Consider the following 11,972-nt stretch of genomic DNA (forward strand, 5'->3'; position numbering starts at 1 on the left):
ATGATGGATAAACAGGGGTGAGAGGGCAACGATTAGGGCAGCAATTAAGCCAGTGGACTCTCCCATTAAGCGCCGACCAAGCCGATAGGTAACAAAAACAGTACCAATACTAAACACAACGCACAATACCCGCAGCCAAGTATCACTACTGCTAACTATCATCCAGACTTGTAGGAGGATGTGATAGAGGGGGCGTGTATCACTAAAGACTCGGTCTAGGTGCTTGGCACGATGAATACTAATGAGTTCATCAACCCATAGGCTTTCTGTACCAAGTTGATAGAGGTACAATCCAGTCGCTAATAGTAAGATTAAGGTAATGGGCATCCATTGTCGGAACCAATTTCCTCCCTCTAGGAGCGCTGCTGTTTTGTGGTTGTTGGCTTTCATACTACCTAAATAATCAAAGCCCTAGAGCTTAGACCGATGTTGATTTGTTTTTGATATCAGTAGGATTTGGAGAATCAGTAGAATTGAGAGAATTGGGTATGAGCAGAAATAGATGCATTAAATCATTTTGTCTATAAAAGTTCTCGTTAGTAAATTCTTGGTGTGTTTCCAGCTGGAAATGTTCTTTGAAAACAGTGCGAAACTTTTGTTCGTCAAAACCTGTGCCGCATAGTAGCCAGAGCCGCGAGGGAATAGGTGGCAAGTTATTAAGTGCTTCCTCTACGACTGGCTTTTTGACTCGATCAGAAGGACAAAGTTTCCTGAGGGAATAGATCGGGGCATCTCCACTATAGTAATGACCCAGCGCTGAGGTCATTTTTCGCGAACCTATGGATAACACGATGGTATCACCAGGTTTTTCACCAATGCTAATCGTTTGCGCTACATTTCGCCAATCTTGGCGATCCTGCACGGTGTAATAGCGTATTAGCCCACTGCTAACGGTAATGGTATAGATAATTGCTACTGCGATCGCAAAAATCCGTTTCCAACGCCACAATCCCATCAAGCCAGCGGCCAGAATAATCAAAATGTATGGGGATAAAAACAGTATGTAACGGTCTATCCATAATCGCTTAGAAACTAAAAAAATCATCCCTGATGGTATAAACGCCCAAGCAGCAATCAAACACAGGCGTGGTTTGTGGTTTTTGTGGATTAAGGCAATACCGACCAAGCCAGCTAATAGTATACTGTAGGCTTGATAAAACAAGCTACTCAGCTTCGATGTGGAAGGAAACGGAAAGGCAGTAAAGTTCTTTAACTTACGTAAAACATCCACAAAACTGGGAAATGAGTGTCGAGTAGCCGATGGATCAATTTTGGCGATCAGATTAAGGGCATTGCTTAGGAAGGGAAGGGTTGCAGAAACTAGGGTGAACAAAGACGGTAACCACAACAGGATCACCAGCAACAGCCATTTGCCGAAAGCTAATAATGTAGCCCGTTGCTTGCGAAACCGAAACCATACCAACCAGATGTCAGCGAAGAGCAGGGTGGCATTGAGTGGCGCAGTTAGGGTTACCAACAGTCGTAGGCTAGCCCACCAAGCCATTGAGGTGGTAGTAGGATTCTCAAGAGCATTCACTAGCGCTATGGTACCACCTAGACCGAGACAAGTGCCTAGGGTGTACATACGAACCATTTGGGCAAAATTGATGAACAGGGGCGATAGAGCCAAGAGGAGGGCAGCAATCAAGCCCGTTGGCTTTCCCCCTACACGACGACCAAGCTGGTAAGTTAGAAATACACTGCCCAATCCAAACAAGACAGACAACCCCCGCAACCAAGCATCGCTGGTGCCAAACTGCATCCACAGCCACAGGAGGATGTAATACACTGGGCGCATTAGACCCAGATGGCCTGGTAAGCCTTTGGCATCATTAACACTGTAGAGTTCATCCACCCACAGGCTCTCTGTGCCGAGTTGATAGAAATACAACCCAGCCGCCAATAGCAAAATTAAGGCGATGGGAATCGATTGCCAAAGCCAATCTGCTTGGATTGAGGTTTCTGTCGAATTAAGTTTTTCTGCTTTCATGCACCTGACCAACCTTATCTAGAATCAGTAATTAAGAACCACCGTGATCAGACCAGGGTTCATCATGGCTGGGGAAAGATGGTTTATCGCCATCAACAAAGAACAATTAACCTCTTGCCAAACTAAATTGGAACACACGGCCATGTTACTTATCAGCCTTTTTTGAGACATTTATGAAAAAGATCTATTATTGTCTCCATCACCTGATCACCTGATCACCCCATCACCCTTGGCCTCTATCTTGCCAATGGTTTTCTGCCGTCAGTTTTCCCAAACCCATACCATGCAAGTCCTAGCAAGGGTGTAAGTACTACGATTTCCCAAAGTATTCCCAAGACGTTGGTAATACTCAGGATGGTGCGCACCATACCCAATTCTGGATTAAAATAATCAAATCGGGCAAAGATGGTAATGGGTGAAATAAAATACTCTAGGGAAAAAGGCCAGAGTGCCTGGACTCCGAAAGGTGCTGTTGGGTCAGCTACTAGCATATCCAAGATGATATGGCTGCCATAAACTAGAGCTGCCCAAATTCCCCACCGGAGCCGATTTAACCTCCAACGCCCCACTAGCCAAGCAACGAAGATGCCAATTACGGCGGCTACTATCAAGCTGTGGGTGGCCTGACGGTGAAAAGCTCCTGGATTTCCCAGCAGCAGCAATCCAGGCAGAATGTCTATGTCTGGCAAATTCGTTAGCAATACTGAACCTAACAACAGCCGAGTTTCCTGATGCCAAGCTATATGAGGGCGTGCCAGAACAAATCCACAAATACCGGCAAATGTGTGTCCTACTGGTGATGGCATTTGATTAATTGGTAATTGGTAATTGGTAATTGGTAATTGGTAATTTATATTTGGTAATTGGTAATTTATATTTGGTAATTGGTAATTGGTAATTTATATTTGGTAATTGGTAATTTATATTTGGTAATTGGTAATTTATATTTGGTAATTGGTAATTACTATGACTATTGTTTATTGATCACCATTACAGCTGATTACCTGATCATCCGATTACCTGATCACGACCTTACCTGAGCTGAGTTAATCGCCTTTACTTGCGCAAAGCATACACAATTCCCCCCAGCAGCCCCTGAATGATCACGATTCCGTAAGCCAGCCAAGCAAAGGCAATGGCTTCGGGTCTGGCAAGATTATAGTCGTAAGCCCCAAAAAAGAAGACAAACGCATTTTCACGGATACCAATGGCGTTGATCGATACAGGCAACACCATGATCAAGGAGACTAGGGGAATGATGACAAAGAAACTAAGAAGGGGAACCGGTAAATCCAGGGCCTTTGCAATTAGGTAATAATGACCGATGACACTGATTTGCACCATCAGTGATAACCCCATAGACATAGCCAAGGCATGTTTGCGGTTACCAAAGGCAAGGAAAGCTTTAATAATATTCAATACCTTGTTTTTTATGGGGTGCCAAAAGGGTAGTTTTATCTTGCTAATAAAGCTTGAAATCTTCTGAGAGGGTATGAAAATCATCGAGAGTATCAGCATAATTACTGCCGTACCTAGCATCACCCACAGGTTAAGTAATGGTAACTGGGCGATCAATGTCTGAGAGAAAAACAGCGCCCCGAGGCCAAACAGCATCAAACCCAGTAAACCGAGGAAACGATCCAAAAACACAGTGGCTAGTGCGACTGACTTGCTCGTTCCCAACCGCCAGGCATCATAAGCCCTAACAGCATCCCCACCAATGGTGGAGGGCAAAAAATTACTGAAGAATATGCTGACCATGTAGGACTTATACAAGTAAGGGATGGTAGCTTTCACCTTCTGAGCTAAAAGCAGTACTCGCCACCGATGAGCTCTGATGTAGTAACTGGCTAAGTAGACCACAAACGCTGCCATTAACAGAGGAATGTTGGCAGAACTCACAGCTAGGAAAATGTCGGGCAGATTGGTCTTGCGCAACGCCCAAGACAGTAGCGCTATGGAAACGCCGCATTTAATGATCGTAAGAATCAATTTTTTCCTAGCAGCTAACTTTTTTTCCATGGTTTTTAAGTTTATGGACTGTAGTAGTTCCAAGTCATCTTACTGCGGCGGTAGTGGTTTTGAATCCATAGCCGTGGGCGATCAAGATTGGGATTTGGTTCGGGGTTGCTGTAGATGTCCAGCTGATTCCCATTGAGAACCATCAATTCTTCCCGCCAATCCCCAGACACATCAGCAACGTAAAGTCGATCTGCCTGTTCTTTGAACCGATGGAGAAATTTCCCACTCAGGCCATCAAAAATCCCGACGTCTCCTGATTTATGGCGCTCTTTGACAGCCACTAATTGCCTCGACTCTCCTGTCCAATCAATCGGGAAGATCACCTCTACACCTTTGTCTGTCCATCCCTTGGGAGCAACATCATCCATTTGATAGTCAGCAATCAGTTGACCTTGGGCATCAAAGACAAAGGGTTTCTGGTGTTTCGGGTAACGGCTGCGGCACCACACTTCTAATCCCGGTCGTTGGGGGTCAAAATCACCAATGGCAGCATTTTGTGGTTCTTGATGCTTGTAGTGGGTTTTCCAAATGACGCGATCGCGGTTATAAAGGAAAACCCGATTGCCACCGTTCTCTTCCAGAGCTACTACCTCTAATCCTGGGATGTCTGGACGCACATCAGCCACAAACAGGGAGTCAATATGACCTTTTACTGGAATTCGCACCAGTAGCTCTCCTAATGGTGATATTATTGTCCCACCCAAAACCTCATCTTTGCCATCTCCGTCGAGATCTGCCACCCGTGCCCCATTGTGAGCATTGGCAAGGAAATCATCTCGAGTCCACAAAGGTTCAAGGTTTTCACCTTTGAGTAGGTTGTCTAGGGGATAGGCTGCTAGATAACGACCCCTACGGTATCCTTCAGCATTAGTGGCCTGAAGTAGTAAATCGCGATCGCCTTTACCCCGGAAATTGGCTACTACTAAGTGCTCCCAACGTTCTGTACCTGGTGGAGATTCTATTGTTATACTTCCCTTGCTCTGTCCGTTGTCACCTTGGATAATATGAATAGTATTGTCTTTGGTTAAAAACAAGACCTCCGTCTTCTGATCCCCATCCACGTCAGCTGCTTGGACACCCGACCCATGCAATCCAGGTAGTCCCTGGTACTCAGATTTTCCAGTTACCTGGAGGTTGATCTCCCTACCCCAGAGCTTTTGCCCAGAATGACTGTAAACTGCGATCTGACCGGGCTTGGTAATAATAAAGTCTTTCTTGCCATCATCATCTACATCCGCCGTAATCAAACCACCTGATCTATCGTCTTCAGCAGGTAAATCTAATTGGATAGTCTGAGGATTGATGGTGGAATAGGGTAAATCAACGCCCTTGCTATTCCATTTTGCTGCACATCCCCAGTTGAATGCACTACAAACGCTCAAAAACAAGGCTATTTTAGAGGTAACATGCTGGAAACCCATTTTGGGCGATTGCTTTGACATTTCCCTATTTTATCAAACTATTCTCTCTCAAACTATTCTCAAAGTAGCCATCAAACGTAGCCATCAAAAAGACTATTTATAACTAATCTTTAGACTGTTTACTGTAACTCCTCTCAATCTCCTTAGATAATTCTCTTGCTGTTGAATTTTCGAACCTGACTAAGGGATAAAGCAAACCACCAATCCCAGCATCAATAAATGTCTTTAATCGCATCAACAAGGTTGTCGAAATTGCTACAGCAGGGTTGACACCAAAAAGACCGAGAGTAAAAGTATAGGCAAATTCCGTTAAGCCAATACCACCAATAGAAAATGGTAGATTCATGATGAACATGATCACAGGAACCGCCACTAGGGTGCTTATAAAGTTAATTTCAGCATTAAATGTCAAGGCGCTAACCCAGACATTGATTACAGACAAAAAATAAAAAATTAACGAGTTGACTAACGCCCATACAAGCGCTCCTGAATCATCCTTGTAAAGCAGTACAGCATTGCGAAATTTTTCAATCTTACTAAATATTTTTTTGAAAATAGGCAGTCGTTCTCCAAAAATTTTCTGGGAGAGATTGAAGGGACGATCATCAACAATTAACCAGCATATAAAGCCTAATCCAAGGATACCAATACTAAGGGAAATTGTGAGCCAAGGGATATTAAAAATCTGCAAGTTAACGATTACTGCAATTAGTGCCAGCATCACTAGGGTCGCTAAACCGCTGAAACGTTCTACAAATACGACAGCTGCAGCATCAGCATAACGTCCTGTGTAACGCCCTAGCTCATGTATTCTAATCACATCTCCGCCGATGCTGCTGGGTAGGATTAGACTAAAGAACTTACCAATTACGTAGTAAGCATAGAGCCGCCATAGACCGACTGAAAGTCCACAAGAGCGAGAGAGAAAGTACCACTTGACTGAGCTGGCAAAATCAAGTATCGGTAAGATCACAATTGATGCCAACAGAAAATTCAGTTTGGTATGGGCAAAGGTATCAAATAAGTTCCGCCATCCTTGAAGCGTTAACAATCCTGCTTTGTGAAAAACATAAACTAGCAGAGCGGTTGTTACCGCAATTCTCAAGAAGCGAAGTATCGAGCTTTTTCCCATTTAACCCTCATTTGTTCTATCAATCTTTCTACCCTCTGACCAGCATCTAGTTAAGACTTAACTAAGACTATAATTAAGGTTGGCATACCACTTCTGTCTTGGGACGGATAATGTAGGAATCTACCACGTTGCGCAGCTCAGCTTCTGTGTAGGCTTCATTCCAGCCAAGTTCACGAGCCATCAGTTGAGCACATAGGCGAAGGGGCTCGTCACCTAGATAGCCTGCAGAGCCGAGATCAGTCCGCCGAAAAACAACATCGACCAATTTCTCAGCCATCTCTTCACGAACCCCGTGTATAACTTCCGCTTGGATGACATCGCTGTTTGGTAGTACTTGTGCCCATGCCGGATTTTCGTCTAAGTAACGTAATATGTGCTGATAAGCTGAACCGTACTTTCGCACAAGATTGCGCACTACCTCAGGACTCAACTGATCTGACTCTTGCTCAATGGCCTGATTCATGAACAAATCAAGATATTCAATATCTCCACCCCACAAAGGAGTATTCTTTGTACGTGGTAATGGTGATACTTGTCCGAGCTTCCGAAAGACCAGATCTATTGTTTTTTGAGCCACATCACGGGAGGTTGTGTATTTGACACCAACCACACTAACAAGACCTTCAAGACCATCTTCCGTGGCATGATCCAAAATGCGGTAATGCTTCATAGGTGCCGCTGAACCTTCTCGATCCGCTGGTATGATACCCCACAACACATGATGTACATCTTCACGGCGCAGCTTTCCTTCGGGATAACCCTCGTTAATCAGCTCAATATAGGTTTGAATTTCTTCCTCAGAGATTGAAACACGTTCGGGATCATCCTCGCAGGGCAAGTGCAAAGACCCCACCAATGAATAACCACGCCACGGAATTGCAAAGGCAAGACTTGACTTTTTATTGACTATAGCCTGGGGATCGCGGTACATCGGTTTGATGGGGAATACTACCGCATGATCTTTAGTAAGCGGACGTGTAATGAAACTAAAGGCTTTGGAAGCATGAAGATCGTAGTCCTTGAATTGTTCTCTAGAAAGATTCAAGGTTTTTACAATCCACGGACCGCAAGCGTTTAATACTGTTTTTGCACGAACTTTAATTGTTTGTCCACTAATTAAATCTTTAGCTTCGACACCGACAACAACATTGTCAGATTGAATAAATTCCACAACTTCGACATAATTAGCTATTTCTGCACCGCGCTCAGAGGCAGATAAAAGATACGACAGCAATAATCGCTCAGTATTGTGGATTTGTCCTTCATACCAAATCGCACCACCGGTAAGCTGATCGGGATCTAAGCTGGACCACATCTTCAAGACTTCTTGCTTGGAAAGAATTTGGCAGTTGGGTATGCATCGAGCTGAATCCTTAACCCGCCTTTGATCCCTACTCAATAGATCATAGATGGCAAAATACAGGGTCATGGTTTCTAATCCTTTGATGCCGTGCCCGTAAATTGGCAAGAGGTAAGGCTGCACATCTATCAAGTGGGGGGCGATCTGCATGAGTGTAGCACGTTCGCTAATGGATTCTCTCATCCGCTTAAAGTCAGCGTGCTGTAAATATCTAACCCCACTGTGAGCAATTTTGGCACTATTAGAAGAAGTAGCTCCTCCAAAATCCGCCCGTTCCAGGAGGGCAACTTTAAGACCACGAAGCGTAGCGTCCCAGGCAGATGCAGCGCCGTTGATTCCACCACCAACAATCAGGAGGTCGTATTCTTGTTGTGCTAATTTTTGAATGTTTCGCTTCATGTTAAACCTTAAAATATAGTGATTTTAATAAAAAATAGTTACTTCAAGTTCTGTTGGTTAATGGATCAGGTCTGAAGCTATCTAAAAGACAACAAACTTTTATGAGCAAACTTGTTCTCTTACTTTGGCAGGAACACCCATGGCCACTACACCAGCGGGAAGATCCTTAGTCACTACTGCTCCTGCCCCTACTACAGTGCGATCGCCAATGGATAGACCATCCAAAACCACAGCTTTAGTACCCAACCAACAGCCCTCCCCAATTAAGGTTGGTCCGTTCGTATAGCTACTTTGCTCTGCTAAGGGGACTTCGGACTTGTAATCATATCTACCGCCGCTCAAGATACAGTTGTATGCTGCTATCATTGTCCCTTTGCCAATTTTCACTAGACATTTGGAGTAGATTTGGCAATTGGCTCCAATATTGACCTGAGGTTGGATTTCAATATCCCCATCTTTGCAATAGATAATGGAATTGCGACCAACAAACACCCCATCCCCAAGGGAAATGCCTGAATTCGACTGCCCTTTGGCATCCAATACGCAGTTGTCGTCAATAATCACATTCTCACCAATCCGAATTTTGTGGGGATGACGGAGGGTTACCCCCCGTCCAAAGACCACCTTCGACCCCACCTCTCCCAAAATCAGGGGATAAAACTTGCTCCGCAGATAGAGCCCTAATGCTCCAGGCAAGTTCATCAAAAAGAAGGTAATTATTTCATACTTTAGGAAGCTCAGCAGTTCGGTCTTCCCCACGACCAATGCTGCATACTGTTGCCAGCGGGGAATTTTACCCTTACTGACTTCCTTAACCTTGAAATTACCCTGTTCCATCTCAATGAAATCCTGATTTTTAGCAACAACTGATTACAGCAAAATACTCTTTATTTACTACATTCGAGTAGCATCAAACCAGTAAACACTTTGTTATGATCCATAAATTTATTAACGGTCGTGATTTCACCAACAAGTTGTAATTCAGCTTCTGCTACCAGAGCCTTCATTTCTTTAGTGGTATAGTATTTAACGTGGCTTTTTTCAAAGTATCGCCGCCCCCGGTCTTGCAGCCAGATGGGAAAGGAGACATCTCTGGCTGAATCTAAAATTACAATCGAACCATCGTCTTTCAGAACTCGCTTCATCTCTGATAAAGCACGGACGGGGTTTTGATAATGATGAATAGAAAAGGTACAGATAATCGAGCTAAAGGATTGATCTTGATAGGGTATTTCCTCAGAATTAGCAACCTGGAACTCTATAGTTTGATTTTGCCCATTCCGAGTTTGAGCTAGGGCATTCTCGATCATCTTTGGAGAGATGTCGATGCCACAGGCTTTACCTGATTTGAGCTGTTTGGCAGCTTCCCTAACAGCCCAACCAGTACCGCAACCTACGTCCAAAAAGCTATCTCTTTCTGGAAGTTTTAGCTTGGACATGGCCATGGATTGGTAAAATGTGAACCAAGAGGAAATCCGGTCTTCACTGTATGAATTCGCCCACTCATCAAAACGGGCTGCTGCCTGCTGGCTATGACTGTTCATGTTTAATTTCTCTTTAATTTGTCCAAATTTGGTAAGTTACGCACACTGAAAGGTTTCTGCTACTTTCAAATGATGCCCTTTTCCCGATACCATTTAGCTGTTCGTACTAATCCGGTTGGAAGATCTACTTTAGGTTGGTAACCGAGATCCTGCTTAGCCTTTTCAATACTGAAGGCACGATTCTGCCGGAACCAATCGACCCGTCGCCGAAACAGAGGGGGATCGACTCCTGGGAAAGGCTTGTACACCATCTCGGTGGCAAAGGCAACTGTCCAAAGGGGCCAGAAGGGCAGATGGATCAGGTTTAGTTTAAGGTCAAGGGCTTTTGCGATCGCAGTAACCAAGTCATTGAGACTATGGTAGTTTTCATCAGCGATCAGGTATACCTCCCCGTTGCCTTTATCTGAATCCGCAGCCAGTTCAAAAGCATCGACTAGATTATCGATATACAAGGGGTGGTAATGAGACAGACCATCGCCAAACATTAAGAAGCGTCCCTTATTCACCCGCTTGAACAGGATTGAAAACCGTTCCGGATCCCCGGGTCCGTAGATAGCGGCAGGTCTAAGGCTTACCACCTTTAACCCCTTCTCTACGAATTCAGGAATGATTTTTTCCCCTTCATATTTGGTGTATTGATAGTAATCCGCAGGGGCAATGGGCGCATCTTCACCAGCCGGTGTTTGCTTCACATCTCCGTGAACCCCACAGGTGCTACAGTATACAAACTTCTGCACCCCATACTTTAGAGCAGCCTCCAATAGGTAGCGTGTTCCCTCCACATTCACATTCCAGTACACTGACTGGGGAAGGTTTACCTGGCGAAATGCTGCTGCTAAGTGGTGAACCACATCACAACCTTGGGTCACCTTGTCTACAATATCGCGGTCAGCAACGCTACCCAGGTGAATTTCTGCTCCTAGTTCCTTGAGTTGATCAAAAAACAGACCTGGTTTATTGTCAAGGACAACAAGATCATGACCTTTTTGTATTAGGCGGCGTGTCAGATGGCTACCTGTAAAACCTGTGCCCCCTGTTACTAATATTCTCACGGTGTTCCTCCAATCAATCTACTTTAAAATGGTCAATTGTTAGTTTGGTGTGGGTATTTCCTTTTTATCGCTCATTTTGCGAATGCTCATCAGGTTTTATTGAGCTTCAAAATCACTGGTGATCCAAATACATAGGTTAGTCCTGATAGTTTTAATAATTGTTCCATAACTGATGACAGTAATGGAGATTTTAAAGCCCGATGAAGTACCATAGGCACAAAGAATTGGGGATAGCGCTCAGCTTTGCTCAGACCAATAGATTTAAAAAATTCTAGAAGCTCATGTTCCTTATAACAGATAAACTCTCGTGTATTTCCTTCCAACCCTTTCTTGAACTTAAAGAGATAAGGGGCAATAGCATTTACGCTCCTCACTGTAGGATAGTCTAGGATTACGGCTTGCTTTGCTACTCGATTTAGTTCTGTTAAAAAAGACTGCCATTGAGTGACATGAGCGAGGAATCGGTAGCTGATCACAACATCAAACGCTCCGTCTGGGTAAGGGAGATCCAAAACATTGCCCACCTTGAAGGAACAAAGATTAGCATCAAGAAAATTCTGAATCCTCCCTTTACAGACATCTGCACTACCAAGCACAGTGAGTTGATAACCATTTTGAATCAGAGCCCCGGTGAGTTGACCATGTCCTCCTCCCACATCAAGGATGGTGGCTTTAGGATAAGGAGTCAGCATTTTCAAGGTTGCGTCTTCCTGGACTTTCAGTAGCCAAGCCCCAATTTCTCCGGCAAAACGGGAGGCATAATCATCAGAAGATGTTTCGATATCGGCTGTTTCGGTAAAATCACCTGTAGAAACCACTGTTAAATTCCTTTAGTCATTTGTTTATTTTTAATTGCTATTTTTTCTAGACCGAATTGCTAATTGGTTACGAATAAATCGCCAGGGGTTTTCTAGAGAACCATACCCCTGAATAGGTGTCAGGGGATTGAGTAGCATTTCCTTGATATCTTTTCCTGGTTCTTCATTACTCAAGGAACCCTGGATAGTAAATCCAAAACTTCCAGGACGACAAGATTCAGAAGCCAAAGGAAG

11 protein-coding genes and 1 pseudogene are annotated in these 11,972 nt (G+C 44.1%); all 12 read right to left on the reverse strand.

Annotated features, from left to right (window positions below; genetic code table 11):
- The coding region (locus F6K38_RS27150) for a glycosyltransferase family 39 protein (RefSeq protein ID WP_287358198.1) at positions 1–390 on the reverse strand (390 nt) is incomplete at its 3' end.
- A 28-nt stretch (positions 391–418) separates the two neighbouring features.
- Positions 419–1,990: a glycosyltransferase family 39 protein gene (locus F6K38_RS27155; protein WP_287358199.1), complete on the reverse strand. Its 1,572-nt coding sequence runs from the start codon at positions 1,988–1,990 to the stop codon at positions 419–421.
- 236 nt (positions 1,991–2,226) lie between these two features.
- Entirely contained in the window at positions 2,227–2,796 is a 570-nt protein-coding gene (locus F6K38_RS27160; protein WP_287311899.1) for a metal-dependent hydrolase, read from the reverse strand.
- Positions 2,797–3,046: 250 nt separating this feature from the next.
- Entirely contained in the window at positions 3,047–4,012 is a 966-nt protein-coding gene (locus F6K38_RS27165; protein WP_287358201.1) for a lysylphosphatidylglycerol synthase transmembrane domain-containing protein, read from the reverse strand.
- An 11-nt stretch (positions 4,013–4,023) separates the two neighbouring features.
- Complete coding sequence (locus F6K38_RS27170) at positions 4,024–5,454, reverse strand: rhamnogalacturonan lyase family protein (protein ID WP_287311895.1); 1,431 nt, start codon at positions 5,452–5,454, stop codon at positions 4,024–4,026.
- A gap of 82 nt (positions 5,455–5,536) precedes the next feature.
- A complete protein-coding gene (locus tag F6K38_RS27175) occupies positions 5,537–6,565 on the reverse strand; it encodes a lysylphosphatidylglycerol synthase transmembrane domain-containing protein (protein ID WP_287358203.1) in 1,029 nt (342 codons plus the stop codon).
- Between the two features lie 73 nt (positions 6,566–6,638).
- The gene (locus tag F6K38_RS27180; RefSeq protein WP_287311892.1) at positions 6,639–8,324 is read right to left on the reverse strand and encodes a glycerol-3-phosphate dehydrogenase/oxidase; all 1,686 of its coding nucleotides are present in this window, start codon (positions 8,322–8,324) and stop codon (positions 6,639–6,641) included.
- A gap of 99 nt (positions 8,325–8,423) precedes the next feature.
- Complete coding sequence (locus F6K38_RS27185) at positions 8,424–9,161, reverse strand: acyltransferase (RefSeq protein WP_071103491.1); 738 nt, start codon at positions 9,159–9,161, stop codon at positions 8,424–8,426.
- A gap of 50 nt (positions 9,162–9,211) precedes the next feature.
- Positions 9,212–9,868: a class I SAM-dependent methyltransferase gene (locus F6K38_RS27190; protein ID WP_071103490.1), complete on the reverse strand. Its 657-nt coding sequence runs from the start codon at positions 9,866–9,868 to the stop codon at positions 9,212–9,214.
- Positions 9,869–9,933: 65 nt separating this feature from the next.
- On the reverse strand, positions 9,934–10,920 hold the full coding sequence (locus F6K38_RS27195; RefSeq protein WP_287311889.1) for an NAD-dependent epimerase/dehydratase family protein: 987 nt from the start codon (positions 10,918–10,920) through the stop codon (positions 9,934–9,936).
- An 89-nt stretch (positions 10,921–11,009) separates the two neighbouring features.
- A complete protein-coding gene (locus tag F6K38_RS27200) occupies positions 11,010–11,738 on the reverse strand; it encodes a class I SAM-dependent methyltransferase (protein WP_287358205.1) in 729 nt (242 codons plus the stop codon).
- A gap of 30 nt (positions 11,739–11,768) precedes the next feature.
- Positions 11,769–11,972: pseudogene (locus F6K38_RS27205) on the reverse strand (hypothetical protein); the annotation flags it as partial.

The sequence above is a fragment of the Moorena sp. SIO3B2 genome (assembly GCF_010692525.1).
In the GTDB taxonomy this organism is placed as follows: Bacteria; Cyanobacteriota; Cyanobacteriia; order Cyanobacteriales; family Coleofasciculaceae; genus Moorena; species Moorena producens.

Excerpts from the sequence above, each read along its gene's own strand:
- F6K38_RS27155 (WP_287358199.1), bottom strand. The coding sequence starts at position 1,990 with ATGAAAGCAGAAAAACTTAATTCGACAGAAACCTCAATCCAAGCAGAT.
- F6K38_RS27160 (WP_287311899.1), bottom strand. The coding sequence starts at position 2,796 with ATGCCATCACCAGTAGGACACACATTTGCCGGTATTTGTGGATTTGTT.
- F6K38_RS27165 (WP_287358201.1), bottom strand. The coding sequence starts at position 4,012 with ATGGAAAAAAAGTTAGCTGCTAGGAAAAAATTGATTCTTACGATCATT.
- F6K38_RS27170 (WP_287311895.1), bottom strand. The coding sequence starts at position 5,454 with ATGTCAAAGCAATCGCCCAAAATGGGTTTCCAGCATGTTACCTCTAAA.
- F6K38_RS27175 (WP_287358203.1), bottom strand. The coding sequence starts at position 6,565 with ATGGGAAAAAGCTCGATACTTCGCTTCTTGAGAATTGCGGTAACAACC.
- F6K38_RS27180 (WP_287311892.1), bottom strand. The coding sequence starts at position 8,324 with ATGAAGCGAAACATTCAAAAATTAGCACAACAAGAATACGACCTCCTG.
- F6K38_RS27185 (WP_071103491.1), bottom strand. The coding sequence starts at position 9,161 with ATGGAACAGGGTAATTTCAAGGTTAAGGAAGTCAGTAAGGGTAAAATT.
- F6K38_RS27190 (WP_071103490.1), bottom strand. The coding sequence starts at position 9,868 with ATGAACAGTCATAGCCAGCAGGCAGCAGCCCGTTTTGATGAGTGGGCG.